This window comes from Aeromonas bestiarum (assembly GCF_000819745.1).
Classification (GTDB): domain Bacteria; phylum Pseudomonadota; class Gammaproteobacteria; order Enterobacterales; family Aeromonadaceae; genus Aeromonas; species Aeromonas bestiarum.
Genome location: NZ_CDDA01000032.1, coordinates 13,972 through 29,793, shown reverse-complemented (window position 1 = coordinate 29,793; position 15,822 = coordinate 13,972). Strand labels below are relative to the sequence as shown.

Annotated in this window: 9 protein-coding genes; 3 read left to right on the top strand and 6 right to left on the bottom strand. The window is 63.4% G+C overall.

Going from position 1 to position 15,822, the window contains the following annotated elements; genetic code table 11:
* Genes BN1118_RS16275 through BN1118_RS16265 form a run of 3 tightly spaced genes read right to left on the bottom strand, consistent with a single transcriptional unit; the run spans position 1 to position 3,656 of the window.
* Complete coding sequence (locus BN1118_RS16275) at positions 1 to 1,095, bottom strand: HlyD family secretion protein (RefSeq protein WP_043557090.1); 1,095 nt, start codon at positions 1,093 to 1,095, stop codon at positions 1 to 3.
* Complete coding sequence (locus BN1118_RS16270) at positions 1,088 to 2,593, bottom strand: efflux transporter outer membrane subunit (protein WP_244463632.1); 1,506 nt, start codon at positions 2,591 to 2,593, stop codon at positions 1,088 to 1,090. The genes BN1118_RS16275 and BN1118_RS16270 overlap by 8 nt, the downstream gene beginning before the upstream one ends.
* 25 nt (positions 2,594 to 2,618) lie before the next feature.
* Complete coding sequence (locus BN1118_RS16265) at positions 2,619 to 3,656, bottom strand: AI-2E family transporter (protein ID WP_244463631.1); 1,038 nt, start codon at positions 3,654 to 3,656, stop codon at positions 2,619 to 2,621.
* 582 nt (positions 3,657 to 4,238) lie between these two features.
* On the opposite strand from BN1118_RS16265, the gene BN1118_RS16260 reads away from it, so the two are divergent.
* Together BN1118_RS16260 and pbpC are read left to right on the top strand one after the other, a co-directional pair.
* Positions 4,239 to 9,140 (top strand): alpha-2-macroglobulin family protein, encoded by a 4,902-nt coding sequence (locus tag BN1118_RS16260; protein WP_043557087.1) that lies wholly within the window; start codon positions 4,239 to 4,241, stop codon positions 9,138 to 9,140.
* 52 nt (positions 9,141 to 9,192) lie between these two features.
* Positions 9,193 to 11,502, top strand: coding sequence for a penicillin-binding protein 1C (gene pbpC / locus BN1118_RS16255; protein ID WP_244463630.1), 2,310 nt, complete (start codon positions 9,193 to 9,195; stop codon positions 11,500 to 11,502).
* Between the two features lie 113 nt (positions 11,503 to 11,615).
* On the opposite strand, the gene BN1118_RS16250 is transcribed toward pbpC, so the two are convergent.
* A complete protein-coding gene (locus BN1118_RS16250; protein ID WP_043557086.1) occupies positions 11,616 to 12,575 on the bottom strand; it encodes a hypothetical protein in 960 nt (319 codons plus the stop codon).
* 177 nt (positions 12,576 to 12,752) lie between these two features.
* Here BN1118_RS16250 and thiI point away from each other — a divergent pair, with 177 nt between their 5' ends.
* Positions 12,753 to 14,201, top strand: coding sequence for a tRNA uracil 4-sulfurtransferase ThiI (thiI, locus tag BN1118_RS16245; protein ID WP_043557085.1), 1,449 nt, complete (start codon positions 12,753 to 12,755; stop codon positions 14,199 to 14,201).
* Between the two features lie 84 nt (positions 14,202 to 14,285).
* Here the strand turns inward: thiI and BN1118_RS16240 are convergent, their stop codons facing one another.
* Together BN1118_RS16240 and BN1118_RS16235 are read right to left on the bottom strand one after the other, a co-directional pair.
* Complete coding sequence (locus BN1118_RS16240) at positions 14,286 to 14,678, bottom strand: hypothetical protein (RefSeq protein WP_043557084.1); 393 nt, start codon at positions 14,676 to 14,678, stop codon at positions 14,286 to 14,288.
* Positions 14,679 to 14,782: 104 nt separating this feature from the next.
* On the bottom strand, positions 14,783 to 15,415 hold the full coding sequence (locus tag BN1118_RS16235) for a trimeric intracellular cation channel family protein (RefSeq protein WP_043557083.1): 633 nt from the start codon (positions 15,413 to 15,415) through the stop codon (positions 14,783 to 14,785).
* Between the last annotated feature and the right edge of the window lie 407 nt (positions 15,416 to 15,822).

The window sequence follows — 15,822 nt, the reverse complement described above, 5'->3', positions numbered from 1 at the left end:
TCAGTAGAGAAAGGAGAAGAGGCTCATCAGTCGGATATAGAGGGCCCCCAGCAGGTTCATCAGCCCATTCTCGCCGGCATAGACCAGTACGTCGGCCTGACCGCCAACCCGCAGACTGGCAATGGGGGGGAGATCATCGGCCCTGAAGGCGATCTTGACCGGGAAGCGCTGTGCCTGGCGCAGCCAGTCACGGTTGTTGTCCACGCTCGGCAAGGTGCCTGCCGGTTGGCTCTTGCCGTCGCCCACCCCGTAGCTGACGCTGCGCACCTCGCCTTCGAACAAACGGCCGGGCAGGCTGTCGAGCAGGATGACGACCCTGTCACCGGCTTGAATGTGGCCGAGGTTGTTCTCCGTCATATCCGCCGACACCCAGACGTCGTGGATGGCGATCAGCGTCATGACCGAGGCGCCGGCGCCGATGAACTGGCCCGCATCGGTGCGAAGATCCGTGATGAGGCCGCGGCCGGGGGCCACCATCAGGGTGTTCTTGCGATCCAGCTCGGCCTTGTGCACCGCCGAGCGGGCGCTGAGCAGCTGGGAGTTATTGTCCCCGTTCACCCCTGCGGCTTCGATGGCGCGGCGCACGTCGGCTTCGGCCGCCACCACCTGGCTCCTGGCCGTCTCGCGGCTGGCCTGGGCCACCTCGAGGCGGCGCACCGAGATGGCACCGGGATCCTCGCGATAGAGCCGTTCCTGCCGTTCGGCATCCTTGGCTGCGTTGTCATAGGCCGCGCGCATGGCCTGCAGGGCCGCCTCGGCGGCCTTGACCCCTTCACCGCTCGCCTTGACCCCGCTCAAGACCGTCTGGTAGTCGGAGCGGGCCTTGGCCAGCGCTATGTCATAGGGCTCGGCATCGATTTCGAACAGCGGAGCGCCGGCCTCTACGTCCTGGTTGTCGCGCACATACACCTGCTTGATCTGGCCGGCCACCTCGGCTGCGACGGGGATCACGAAGGCCTGCACGCGAGCCTGGGAGCTGTAAGGCGTCAGCCGGTCGGCCAGCAGATACCAGCCAAGCAGCAGGACGATTAACCCCAGCAGCCCTTGGGTGGCGCGGCGGCTGGCCTGACCGGGCGAGGCAGATCTGTCAGTCATGGGTGATTACCTTGATGGTCGTGGGTGGGGGCCGGGTGGCATCGAGCAGGGGAGCCCAGTCGGCGCGGGCTCTGAGCCGGGCATCGACCTCCGGGGTCACCAGGGCGCGCGATCGTCCCGGTTCCCAGCCACCGCCGAGAGCCTTGTAGAGCGTGATGAGGTCGCGCATCTGGGCTCCGCGACTGTTGACCAGGCGCTCCTGCTGGTTGAACAGGGCGCGCTGGGAGTCGAGTACCCGCTGGAAGTCGGCCATCCCCTCGCGGTACTGGGTGTTGGCGATGTCCAGAGAGCGACGGGCCGCCGCCCCTGTCTGGATCAGCAGGGCGAGCTCATCCTGGTCGTTGGCATAAGCCACGGCCGCATCGTCCACCTCGCGAGCCGCCTTGAACACGGTATCGCGATAGCGTTCGTGCAACTGCTGGAAACGGACATCCTGTACCAGGATCTGGTTGCCGAGCCGCCCCTGATCGAGCAGGTTCCAGCTCAGTGACGGCCCGACGGCCCAGGAGAAGATCTCGCTGCTGCCGCTGGTCGCGCTGATCCCCAGGGTGCCGAGCAGGGTGATGGCGGGGTAGAGTTCGGCCTCTGCGACCCCGATCAGCGCCGACTGGGCGGCCAGTTGCCGCTCCGCGACGCGCACGTCGGGGCGACGGCGCAGCAAGTCTGCCGGCATCTCGGCGACCAGTGCGAGCGCACCTTGCGGGATCTTCCCGGTATGGCGGCTCATCTCCGGCAGCGGCCCCGGAGCCCTGGCAAGCAGGGTACTGAGGGCATTCTGACTCTGGCGCAGGTTGGTTTCGAGCTGCGGGATGCCGGAGAGGGTGCCGAGGTACTGGGTCTTGGCCTGCTGCACATCCAGTTCGGCGCTGTTGCCGCTTTTGAACAGCCGCTCGGTGATCTCCAGGCTGCGCTGCTGGATGCGGGCGTTCTCATGGGCTATCTGCAGGCGGGCCTCGACTGTGCGTATGCTCACATAGAGCTGGGCCACCTGGGCAATCATCAACACCTGCACATCGTCATACTGCGCCAGGGTGGCGAAGTAGTTGGCATCCGCCGACTCGACACCACGCTGGAACCTGCCCCAGAAGTCGAGTTCCCAGCCGAGGTTGAAGCCAGCGCCATAGCGACTGCCCGCGCTGCTGTGGCCGCTCTGGGTCTGGCCGGCCTGCAGCCATTCCCCCGTGCCCACAGTGGCTTGCGGGCCGAGCAGGCTCTCGGCGATGCCGAGCTGGGCCTGGGCCTCGAGGATGCGCAGGCCCGCGATCCGTACGTCCGGGTTCTTGACCAGAGCCTCCTCGACCAGCGCAGTCAGCACGGGATCATTCAGCCGCTGCCACCACTGGTGATAGTCGACGGTGCGAGCCGCTGCTGGCATCTCGTGCTGGCTGGCGTTCTGCCAGCTGGCTATCTCCTCGACTCGGGGCGTCTGATAGTCGGGGCCTAGCAGGGTACAGGCGCCGAGCAACAGGCATGCGCCCCCGGCAAGCAGGGGGCGCATGAGAGGCAGGTCGGGGGCCATAGGGTTATTGGCCCGTGCTGGCCAGACCTTCGTTGACCCAGGCCATGAAGATGCGATAGCCGATGGAGAGCAGGGTGGCCCCGATGAACATGCCGAGGATACCGCTGGTGGCCATGCCGCCCAGGGCACCGAGCAGCACCACAGGCATGGGGGCATCGACACCACGCCCCAACAGCAGCGGCTTGAGCACGTTGTCTGCCATGCCCGCCACTATCAGCAGCACAGAGTAAATGATGTTCACTACTGTGCCGTGATCGCCCGCCGCCCACATGTAAGCGATGGCGGGGCCTGTCACCAGAATAACGGGGACCTGGGCTATGCCCAGGATGAGGGCCAGGATAAAGAAGATGCCGACCGCCGGGATCCCTGCCAAGGACATGACGATGCCTGCCAGCAGGGCCTGAATGAAGGCGACCCCGATGACCCCTTGAGCGACGGCCCGTATGGTGCTGGTGCACAGCTTGGTCAGGGCGAGTCCCTTGCGTTCATCCGTGATACGCATGGCGATGCGGTCGGCACTGACGGCTCCTGCCTCGCCCCAGGCCATCATGATGCCGGCGACGATGAAGGAGACAACGAAGCCAAGCAAGCCGCCCCCCATGCTGGCCAGCATGCCGACGACTTGCTTGGCCAGATCCCCCAACTGCGGCTGGTAGCTGTTCACCAGGCTGGGCAGATCCTGCGAGGCTTTTGACCAGATGTCATGCAGCTTGGCGCCCACCAGCGGAATGCTGGCGATGTCAGCAGAAGGTGCCGGGATCACCAGAGTATTGTTGTCCATCTTGTCGACCAGGGCGCTGACGCTGTCGCCCAGAGAGCTGAGCATGACGACGGTGGGGGCCACGATCAGCAGCACGCCAAGCATCACCAACAGGGTCGATGCCCGCCCTTGCTTTCCCCCCAGCCGTGCGGCAAAGCGCTGGTGCAGCGGATAGAGGGTCACGGCCAGGATCAGGGCCCACAGCATCATGTTCATGAAGGGTGAAAATACGGTAAAGCAGAAAGAACCCAACCCCATGATCAGACCAAACTTGATGAACATATCCAGGAATCTGGCAACTAGTCGTTTTTCAAAAAGAGACTGGTCATTATTTTCCATTTTGACGAAACCTCATGATTAACAAAGGGGGCATACTATTCGGTCGTGGCTAACGTCCAAGCCGGCAATCACATAAATATAATTGGATCTTTCATGTCGCTATATTCATGGTTGCGCTCATTTCGAATGATTTTTGTCGCAATGCATTGAATAAATTAAATAATTATCAAGCTTCTTAAAGATGGATTCTCTTTGTAATTTCCATTTCGACATGCTCTAAAAACAGTTGCTGTCTGAGCGTGAACCATCGTTAACTTCAGTAAAGATGACAGTGATATTCAGTTTAGCCGGGGTTGATAGAAAGCATGTGGGTAGCGTCACACCAAGCATGGGTCTCGCAAGAGGTGCCCAATGACATGTCTGCCGGCTTGTTATTCGAACGACAACGCTATGGCCGTCTGGGATCACTGCTGAACAGAGAGGCGCTTGGCCTCCAGGAAATGAGTTTTGTGTCAAGCGAGTCGGATGTCTTATCCTGTTGCCTATCGCGCTGCTGTGGCAGCGATCCAATCCGGGATGGAACCTATGCGCCCCTTTGACCCTCGCCCTGCTGCCCACCACCTTGCTCCCCTGCGGCTTGCGCCGCGCCGGCGTCGCTGGTCTGCCTTGTTGTTGAGCGGGCTGGCCGGTCTGCTCTTGGCTGGCTGCGGCCCTGACAAGCCCGCCACTCATGCCACAGCCAATGCGCCGACTGCGCAAACCGGCGCGCAGCAGGAGGCTGGAGCACCTGACTCTGTGGTGCAGGCCAATGCCCGCCAATATAGAGACGCCCCGGCGCTGGCGCTGGTCTTCTCCGGCCCGTTGGTGCCGAGGGCGAACTGGCAGAGCTGGCTGGTGGTGAGCCAGGGGGGCAAGCAGGTGCAGGGGGAGTGGATCCTGGCCGAGGATGGCCGCACCCTCTACTTCCCGCAGGTCGCGCCCGACAAAAGCTACGAGGTGACCCTCAAATCGGGCCTGGGCCCGGATCCACAGCGCTGGACCCTCAAGACCCGGCCGTTGGAGGCGGGGGCCTCGTTTACCGCCAGCGGCATGGTGTTGCCGTTGCGCCAGGAGCTGCGCCTGCCCATCAGCGCGGTGAATGTGGATGAGGTCAATATCGACTTCTTCCGGGTCGATGCCGAGTATCTGCCACGCTTTTTGGCCGAGTACAGACCTGGCGCCGGCATGGGCAACTGGGAGCTGGATCAGATCACCAGCCGTGCCAAGCGGGTATTCAGCGGCCGCTACGCGCTGGCGCTGGATGCCAACCGCCGCGAGACTCGTCTCATCAACGTCAAGGAGCCGCAGCTGGCCGAGGCCGGTGTCTACTTTGCCGTCATGTCTCCCCTTGGCAACTACGACTGGCGCAAGGAGACCACCTATTTCGCGGTGAGCGACATGGGGCTCAGTGCCCGCCGTTACCGGGATCAGCTGGAGGTGTTTGTCAGCTCGCTGGCGAGTGCGGATCCCCTCAAGGAGGTACAGCTCTCCCTGCTCGACGAGAAGGGCAACCGGCTGCAGGTGCAGACCAGTGACAATCAGGGCCATCGCCGCTTCGACCAGGTGCAGGGCGCCCGCCTGCTGCTGGCCGAGCAGGGCAAGCATCTGGCTGTGCTGCGCCTCGATGGCGCCGCGCTGGATCTCGCCGCCTTCGATCTCGGCACCCAGCCCTGGCAGGCCCAGCAGCTTTATCTGTTCAGCGGGCGGGATCTCTACCGTCCCGGCGAGCGGCTGGACAGCGAGATCCTGCTCAAGGGGCAGGATGGCCAGCTGCTGCCGGGAATGGCGGTGGAGCTGGAGGTGAAACAGCCGGATGGCCAGCTGCTCGAACAAAAGCGTCTGCTGCCGGACAGCCTGGGGGCCGCCCACTACGGTCTGCGCCTGCCGGATGACGCGCCGCTCGGGCGCTGGACCATCAACCTGAAAACCGCCGCCGGCAGCCGCTTCGAGTGGCCCTTCCTGGTGGAGGAGTTCCTGCCGGAGCGGCTCAAGCTGCAACTCGGCAAGGGGCCGGATGGCGAATTGCTGGCCCCGCAAGAGGCGCTCACCCTGCCATTGCAGGGGGATTATCTCTACGGCGCCCCCGCCAGCAATACCAAGGCGAAGGCCGACGTGAAAATAAGCCGCGCGGCCATGCCTTTCACCCAGTGGCAGGAGTTCACTCTGGGGGACGTGCTGCTCGCCGAGCAAACCAAGGAGCTGGAACCCCTCAACCTCACCCTGAATGAACAGGGGCAGGGGACCTTCTCGCTGGCAGATGAGCTGGATGGCGTGAGTGCACTCGGACCGCTGGAGGTAGCCTATCGGGTGTCGCTCTCCGAGCCCGGCGGTCGCGCCGTCAATCGCAGTCGCACCCAGTACGGCTGGCCGGCGGGTAGCCAGTGGCCGGCGCTGAGGGCCGATTTCGTGGCGGACAGGGTGGAAGGGGGCAAGCCGCTGCCCTTCCAGATCCTCAACCTGGATGACAAGGGCCAGCCGGTGGCGGGCGAGGTGAAGGTGCGGCTGGTCAACGAATACCGCGACTACTACTGGCACTACGCCGACGGCGAGGGGTGGAAGTACGAGTTTAACAGCCAGCCCTATCTGGAGCAGGAGCAGACCTTGCAACTCGATGGCAAGGGGCCGACCGCCCTCAGTTTGCAACTGGCGGCGGGCTGGTATCGATTGGAGGTGGAGAACAGTCAGGGCCATCAATCCAGCCTGCGGGTCGAGATCGGCAGTTACGCCTGGGGCGGTGGCGGTGAGCAGGCGCGGCCTGACAAGATTGCCATCAGCCTCGACAAGCGCGCCTATCAGGCCGGCGACAAGGCGAAGGTGACCCTGGTTGCCCCCCGTGCTGGCAAGGGGCTGCTGCTGGTGGAAGATGGTGACGGCCTGCGCTGGTGGCAGCGTATCGAGCTGCGAGCCGAAAGCGGCGGTTCGGCGGAGGCGCGCGGCGAGTTCGAGATCCCCGTCAGCCCCGAGTGGCAGCGTCATGATCTGCATATCTCAGCCCAGATCGCCGCTCCCGACAGCGAGTCAAAGCCGGTGAGCCAAAAGAGCGTGCAGAGTCTGCGTTCGGTCGGCCTGGTGCCGCTCACCCTGGACAGAGAAGCCCGCCGCCTGCCGCTCAGCCTGAGTGCGCCGGACAAGGCGGTGCCGCTCACCCGTTTCGAGGTAACCGCCACCTCCACCCCCAACAGTCAGGGGCGAGTGGTATTGGCGGCGGTGGATCGGGGCGTGCTCAATATCAGCGATTACCAGCCCCTCTCCCCGTTCGAGATCTTCTTTGGCCGCAAGCGCTTCGCGCAAGACTTGTTCGACAACTACGGTCAGGTGATACCGCCGCAGGATGGCAAGCTGGCCCGCCTCAACTACGGTGGCGATGCCCCGGCGCTGAAGAAGGGCGGTGCGCTGGAGAGCCGGGTCGAGATCGCCGCGCTCTGGAGCGGTGAGGTGAGTTTTGACGAGAGTGGCAAGGCGGTGATCCCGCTCGATCTGCCCAACTTCAACGGCGAGCTGGTGCTGATGGCGCTGGCCTGGAACGCGCAGCAGGTGGGGGAAGCCGAGCGCGCCGTCAAGGTGGTTGCGCCGCTGGTGGCCGAGATTGGCTGGCCGCGCTTTGGGGCCAGAGGGGATCAGACCCGCGCCCTGATGCAGCTGCGCAACATGAGCGGCGAGGATCAGAGCCTGTCGCTGGTTTGGACCCTGACCGGCGGCTTGCAGGCGGGCGGCGAACTGCCCGAGACGCTGACGCTTAAAAACGGCGAGGAGCAGTGGCTGACCCTGCCGCTCACAGTGACCGGGGCGAGCGGGGTGGCCCGCCTGCAACTGGCGGCCAGCGGCAAGGGCTTTGCGATAAGCCGCGACTGGTCGCTGCCGCTGCGCTCCCCCTGGCCTGCCCAGACGCGCCAGCGCTACCAGATGCTGACTCCAGGTCAGCAGATGAACTTTGCCCAGAGCGAACTGGCCGGGCTGGATCCCGCCAATCTGCAGGGGCTGCTCAGCCTCTCAGGTACGCCCCCCTGGGATCCGGCGGCCCAGTGGCAGGCGCTGGCCGATTATCCCTACGCCTGTCTGGAGCAGACCCTGTCCCGCGCCTGGCCTTACTTGCTGACCACGGCGGATGAGCGTGCGGCCTGGTCCAAACCTGCGCAGGGGAGCAAGCCGGTGAGCGAGGCGGATCTGCAGCGCACCCTGCTGCAGCGGCTGCAACGGTTGCAACTGCCGAGTGGCGGCTTTGGCCTGTGGGACGGTCGCTCCGACGAGGAGCAGTGGCTCACCGCCTATGCGGCCGACTACCTGCTGACCCGCAAGGAGGCCGGTGACGCCGTGCCCGAGGCCATGTTGAGTCAGGCCCTCAATCGCCTGCAGAGCTACCTCACCGACAGCCAGTACGGCGAGCGCTGGAGCAGTGCCCCCGAGCACAGTCGGCTGGCCTATCAGGCCTATAGCGCCTATGTGCTGGCGCGGGTGGGCAAGGCGCCGCTCGCCACCCTGCGTCTCATCTGGGAGCAGCAGGCGGATCATGCCCGCTCCGGTTTGCCGCTCTTGCACCTCTCGCTGGCGCTTTCCGCCATGGGGGATGAGCAGACTGCCGCCAAGGCCCTTGCCCGGACGCTGGCAACCCCGCGCGGTGAGGATTATCTGGCCGATTACGGTTCGCCCCTGCGCGATGGGGCGTTGGAGCTCGCTCTGCTGCGCCAGCACAAGCTGGCCGAGGATCGCTGGTCTGAGCTCAGCGCCAAGGTGGCCGATACTCTGGCCCATCGCCAGTGGCTAAGCACCCAGGAGCGCCTCGCCCTGTTGCGGTTGGCGCAGGTCGATCCTGCTGCTGACTGGCAGGCAAGGCTAGCGTCAATCAGTGGCGACCAGGCCGTTGCCGGTAAAAACAGTGCGCAGATCGGTGTCCCCGAGGCCCTGGCGGCGACTGGCGTGACCAACGAGGGCAAGGGCTCCCTCTATGTGCAGCGCACCTTGATCGGATATCCCGAGCAGGCTCCCATACGTATCAGCCAGGGCATGAGCGTGACCCGCAGCTGGTTCAATGCCGATGGCAAGCCGCTCGATCCCGCCAAGGTCAAGGTGGGCGATTTGGTGGTGGTGCGGCTCAATGTGAGCAGCGAACAGACGGTGCCCGATGCCTTGTTGGTGGAGATGCTGCCGGCGGGATTTGAGCTGGAAAACCCGGCTCTTGGCACCAGCATCAAGCTCGAGGAGCTCAGCATAGAGGGCAAACCGGCGTGGCAGAGCGAGTGGAACGACTACCTCAAGCATCAGGAGTTTCGTGACGATCGCTACACGGCGGCGCTGGATCTGAGCGAAGGAGGCAACCAGCAGCTGATCTACCTGATGCGGGCCGTGACCCCGGGTCGTTATCAGGTGCCGCCGACCCAGGTGGAGGATATGTACCGACCCGAACTGCGGGCGGTCGGGCAGGATATCCACGAGGTGATTATCTCTGAGTAACGCCCCCTTGCTGGAGACGGTTCTCCCGGCCACGTTCTGGCAACGTGGCCGTTTGTGGTTGCGCCAGGCTTGGCTTGCGCTGCGGCATCTACCTCGCTGGTTGCGTTTGACGGCGCTGCTATTGGCTGGCGTCATCCTGTTGTTGCTGGTGCTGGATCGCGCCTTCCCGCCGCCACCGCTGGATCCCGCCTTCGCGCGGGTGGTACTCGATCTCAAGGGGCGGCCGCTGCGGGCCTTCGCCGATACCAGCGGGGTGTGGCGTTATCCCGTGACTCTGGAGCAGGTCTCCCCCCGCTATATAGAGGCGCTGCTGGGCTACGAGGATCGCTATTTCTGGCGCCATCCCGGGGTCAACCCTGTGGCCATGGTACGCGGGGTCTGGCAATGGCTGCGTTACGGGCGGGCTGTCTCGGGCGGCTCGACCCTCACCATGCAGGTGGCCCGCCTCATCGAGCCCTATCACAGGAGCGTGCCCGGCAAGCTGCGCCAGATGGCGCGGGCGCTGCAGCTGGAGTGGCACTACGACAAGCGCACCCTGCTCACCGTCTATCTCAATCGGGCACCGTTTGGCGGCAACCTTGAAGGGGTACAGGCGGCCAGCTTTGCCTATCTGGGCAAGAGTGCGGCCAAGCTCACCCATGCCGAGGCCGCCCTGCTGGCGGTGCTGCCGCAGGCACCCAGCCGTTACCGGCCGGACAGGCACCCAGATCGCGCCCGCGCCGCCCGTGACAAGGTGATGCAGCGGCTGGTCAGGCAGGGGGCCTGGTCGGAGGCAGTCTGGACGGAGGGGCGCATCGAGCCGGTACTGGCCCGCGGTCACTTCACACCGATGGAGGCGCCGCTGTTTGCCCGTTTGGCCGCCGACAGTCAGCCGGGCGCACTGGTGCATACCACCATAGACGGGGATCTGCAGCGCTGGCTGGAGGCGCGGGTGGAGAGCTATATCCGCCGTTTCCCGGAGCAGACCTCCGCCGCCCTGCTGCTGGTGGACAACCAGACCATGGCGGTGCGCGCCTACGTGGGCAGCGCCGAGTATGGCAACTTGAGGCGCCACGGCTACCTCGACATGGTGCAGGCGATCCGCTCCCCCGGCTCCACCCTCAAGCCCTTCATCTACGGTCTGGCGCTCGACGCCGGGCTGGTTCACTCCGCCTCCCTGCTCTCCGATGCACCCAGATTGGGATCGGACTATCGACCCGCCAACTTTACCGGTGCCTTTCAGGGGCCCGTGACCCTGACCCGGGCGCTGCAGCAATCCCTCAACGTGCCGGCCGTACAGGTACTGGAGGCTCTTGGGCCTGATACCCTGGTCAATCGACTGGACAACGCCGGGGTCAGACTGGCGCTCTCCGACAAGCCCAACCCCGCCATCGCGCTCGGGGCGGCGGGCATTCGGCTGGAACAGCTGGTGGCGCTCTATAGCTCCCTCACCCGGCAGGGACAGGTGGCGATGCCGGTCTGGCTGGCGGGACAAAAGGCGGTCTCGCGCCCCTTGCTGAGCCCTGGAGCCGCCTGGATCATCTGGCAGATTTTGAGTTCGCAGGGGCGGGCGGATCAGCCCTTTGCCAGCGAGGCGACCGGCCGGGTCAACCGGCTGGCCTGGAAGACGGGCACCAGCTACGGCTACCGGGACAGCTGGGCGCTGGGGGTCTCGGGCCGCTGGACCCTGGGTGTCTGGCTGGGGCGGCCCGACGGCACCCCCTTGCCCGGTTTTTACGGCCAGAGTGCGGCCGTGCCACTGCTGCTCTCCGTCTATTCGCGGCTGGGGGACAACAGCCCCCTGCCGGCGCAGCCCAATACGGTGAGCGAGAGCGAGATCTGCTGGCCGCTCGGGCGGCGGGTGGGTGCCACCCTGCCAGAAGCCTGCCTGCAACAACAGAGCGCCTGGCTGCTGGATGAACGGGATCCCCCCACCTTGCCCGATCCCATGGACTGGCCCTCACCGCTGCGTCAGGTTGCGCTGACCGAGCAGGGAACCCCCACCCTGGCGCGCTGCAGTGATGCGACCCACTCAAGCTGGCGAGCGCTCTGGCCGCTCTCGCTGGAACCCTGGCGGGCGCCGGGGGAACGGCGCACGGCGCTGCTGGCAAGCCATTGCGCGGGGGAAGCGAAGCGCGCCGATCTGCAGGCGCCCATTCGCATCGTCGCGCTGGGGGAGGGCAACCTTATTCGCAGCCAGCGCTATCGCCTGCAACCCAGGGTGCTGGGTGGCGTGGGCAAGCCGTTCTGGTTTCTCAACGGCCAGCGGTTACGCTGGGACGGGGATCAGGTATTGAGCGAGGCGGGGCGCTACCAGCTGGTGGTGGTGGATGAGGCGGGCAACAGCGACAGAGTCGAATTTCGGCTGGAAAACCCCTCCTGAGGGGTTCCTGGTTTGCACTGACCGGGCGCCAGCATATTGACGGCGCATCATGTCACCAAGACGGGATCAGGCTGTGAGCTGATCCCGTTGGACCATATTGGCGGCCGGCTGGCTCAGGGTTTGACTTGCCCCAGCCGGGTGAAGAAGTGCTGGCTCTTGCGCTGGTGGAAATGACTCTTCTTGATGGGATGGAAGATGAGGCGGCTCTTTGGGTGGCTCGCCTTGAGCTGATGGATCATCGCCATGGCGGGCAGGCCTGTGCTGACCAGTGTGGTGAGCGGCAGGCTGCGGGTCTCTGGCCCCAGCAGCTGATTGAGCCCTTGCTGCGCCAGCTCGAAACGGGTCAGGGCCGTTGGCTCGGCATAGCCACTGCCGAGCATGGCCAGCAGGGCATCGAGGGCCTGATGAAACTCGGCCAATTGCTGGCGAAAGCCGCTGCGGGCGCGCAGGGCAATCAGCTCGGCAAACGGGATCTCGCTCAGGTGAGTGGGGACTTGCAATGGTATCTCGAGGTGGAAGCAATCCTGGCCGCCCCGGTTGTGGTAGCGGGATTCGAGCAGGTGCAGCAGCCGGTCCAGATAGTCGTGATCCGTGATGAGGGCACCCTCATTGGCGAGTGCCCACTCACGGGCGAGGCGCATGGAGAGCAGATTGGCGAAGCGCCGCGCCATCCTGATCCCCCCCTCATCTTGCGTAGCAAAGCCGTGAGTCAGGCAAAAACCGTGCAGTCGCTCGAGACCGGCCTGGGTCGGGCAGAAGCAGTCGTGGTTGGCGCCTTGGCGCCAGCGAGTGATCAGCTCCTTGTTGCCGAACACCTTGTGGCGAGTGAAGTCAGGGGCGATAAGGCCGCCGAGCTGGCTCTCCAGCTGCGGGGTGATGTCTGCAAAGAAGCCAGGCTCAGGCCGCTCTGCCAGCAGATCGGTCTGCTCTTCCAGGGTATGGAGCAGGGCGGTGAGGCCGCTCTTTTCACTGACGGTAAAGACGAAGGCGAGTCGCTCCAGATAGAGCAGGGCAAACTTGAGCCAGAGCTCGTCGCGTACCTCCATGCCGGGGTAGTAGATATAGGTCTTCATCGGATCAGTCTGTTGTCAGGGGATTGCCAAGGCGCAGGCTTGGGAATATACGCAAGATTGCCGCCGTGTCGCAAACGTTGCGTGGGGGAATGTGAGCAAACGCGCATCCAGTAGGCGCCGGCCAGAAAGTTCTGATATAATTCGCGCCCTTAAATCAAGGCCACCCGAGTCAAAACCATGAAGTTCATTATCAAGCTGTTCCCGGAAATCACCATCAAGAGCAAGTCAGTTCGTCAGCGCTTCACCAAGATGTTGCAGGGCAACATTCGCAACGTGTTGCGCCGCTTCGACGAAGACGCCCGCGTACGGATGGATTGGGACAAGCTGGTGGTGAGCTCCCGCAACGATCAGTTCCACGCCCAGTATCTGGAGACGCTGGCCTGCATCCCGGGCATCCAGTATTTCCTCGAAGTGAAGCTAAGCAACTTCACCGACCTGCACGACATCTTCGAGCAGACCCGCGCCGTTTGGGGCGATCGCCTGAAAGGCAAGACCTTCTGCGTGCGTGCCCGCCGCGTCGGCAAGCACGACTTCAGCTCGCTGGAGCTGGAGCGCTATGTGGGCGGTGGCCTCAATCAGCATTGCGAAACCGCCGGTGTGCGTCTGAAGAAGCCAGATATCCAGGTCAATCTGGAAGTGGAAAATGACGAGCTCTACATCATCAGCGCCGTTCACCATGGCATGGGCGGCTTCCCCATGGCGACCCAGGAAGATGTGCTGAGCCTGCTCTCCGGCGGGTTTGACTCGGGCGTTGCTTCCTACCAGTTCATCAAGCGCGGCTGCCGCGTGCACTACTGCTTCTTCAATCTCGGCGGCGCCGCCCACGAGATTGGCGTCAAGCAGGTGGCCTACTACCTGTGGAACAAGTTTGGTGCCTCCCACAAGGTGCGTTTCACCGCCATCGACTTTGAACCCGTGGTGGCCGAGATCCTCGAGAAGATCGACAACGGTCAGATGGGCGTGGTGCTCAAGCGGATGATGATGCGTGCCGCCGGTCAGGTTGCCGACTACTTCCAGATCCCGGCGCTGGTGACGGGGGAGTGTGTGGGCCAGGTCTCCAGCCAGACCCTCACCAACCTCAACGTCATCGACCGGGTGACCGACAAGGTGATCCTGCGTCCGCTCATCACCTGGGACAAGCCGGACATCATCAGCGAAGCCCGCCGCATCGGCACCCTGGAGTTTGCCGAGACCATGCCTGAGTATTGCGGAGTCATCTCCAAGAAGCCGACCATCAAGGCTGTGCTGTCCAACATAGAGGCGGAAGAGGCCAACTTTGACTTCGCCATCCTGGACAAGGTGGTGTCCGAGGCCCGTTACCTCGATATCCGCCGCATCGGTGAAGAGACTGCCGCCGAGGTACAGGAGGTGGAGACCACGCAAGTGCTGGCCGCCGATGAGGTGATCCTGGATATCCGCTCCAGTGATGAGCGCGACGAGAAGCCGCTGGTGGTGGAAGGGCGCGAGGTGCAGCACCTTCCCTTCTTCAAGTTGGCCACCGCCTTTGGCGATCTGCCAAAAGAGAAGACCTACCTGCTCTACTGCGATCGCGGTGTGATGAGCAAGCTGCAGGCGCTCTATCTGAAAGAGAAGGGCTTTGACAATGTGAAGGTGTACCGCCCGTAACGGCATGCGCTTCCCATAAAAAAATCCGGCCAATGTGCCGGATTTTTTATTTCACGCTGATTGCATCCTGACGTCGTGCGCGGCTCAGGGGCAGGGGACGGGTGTAAAGGTCGATTGCCCCTGACAGCGCCAGCCCATTTCGGCTTGCCGCATCTGCCACAGGTTGTTGCTGCGAAACAGGGTCAGGATGTAGATCATGTCGCTCTTGTTGCCATCGAGGGCCACCGAGAGCACCAGATCATTATCCAGCTGTTGTGCCTGGATACGACTGGGTATGTCGCTGTGGCCGACAAAACGCAGCGCCACTTCACGATAATCATTGACCCAGGTTTGCTGGGCAGTGCTTGCCAGGCGGATCTGCTGGTTGAACTGCTGTACCGGGGTAGAAGCCAGCCGTCCGAACAGTACCTGCGCATCGGCTTGCGCCGTTGCCACATTCATCAGTAACAGGGAAGTGATGAGCCCAAGTTTTTGCATGAGGGATTCCGGCTTACAACGACTGGATCCTATGACAACAGAAAAGCCTGCTTGGTTCAACGTAACGAGGCCGGGAGTGCGACATGGCGCCCCCGGCCTGGATATCAATGGCGTTGCAACGAGAAGGTGGGCAGTGACAGGTGCCAGTAGATGGCGGCAACCCGCAAACCGAACACGGCCGTCATGCAGATGAGCATGGCGGTGACCCTGTCCATATTGACCTCAAGCGCCAGGGTGTAGAGGATGCCGCCCAGGATGCAGGCGGTGGCATAGATCTCCTTTTGCAGCACCATGGGCACCTCCCGGGCCAGCACATCGCGGATCATGCCGCCAGCCACCCCTGTCATGGTTCCCATGATCACGGCAATCAGGCCGGGGGAACCAAAGTTGAGGGCCTTCTGGGTGCCGATCACGGTGAAGAGGGCCAGCCCGAAGGCATCCGCCACCGGCAACACATACCAGGGCATGCGACGGGGCAGCTTGACCATCCACATGCCGATCAGCGCCGTGGCGATGACGACCCAGATATAAAGAGGGTCGCGAACCCAGAACACGGGGGTGGCCCCCAGGATCATGTCACGTATGGTACCGCCACCAATGGCGGTGACGGCTGCCAACACCATGACGCCGAAGCCATCCATCCTGAGCCGCCCCGCAACCAGCACGCCCGAAAACGCGAATACCGCAGTACCAAACATGTCGCTGATGTAAACAATCCGCTCAACCAGTGTCTGCATGGAGAACAACTCACGTCCAATTGTTGATGGGGCCGCGATTTTAGGGGCTGGGCCAGCATCTGACCAATGGCTGCCTGCAAAAGTGGGAGCCAGACCAAGTTTTTGCAGGCGGGATGGGGGGAGGCAGAGGGGACGTGGCTGCTGGCTTGAGGCGGGAGCCGCAGCTGGCAAGGGGGCTGTGCTTCTCATTGTCCTCCGCCTGTGCCTGCATCCCGCTGATAAGGGACACTTTTTGAATTTTTTCCCTTAAGTCCTGCGAGAATGTGCCGATAAATAGGGTAAGCGGCGTTAATGCGATGAAGCGTTAAAAATAATGCTAAAGACATCGAAAAAGAGGCCGTTAAATAAGACGCATCGGACATGAAAGACAATAAAGTTCGAGCAAATTAGATAGTAAATTTAATAGC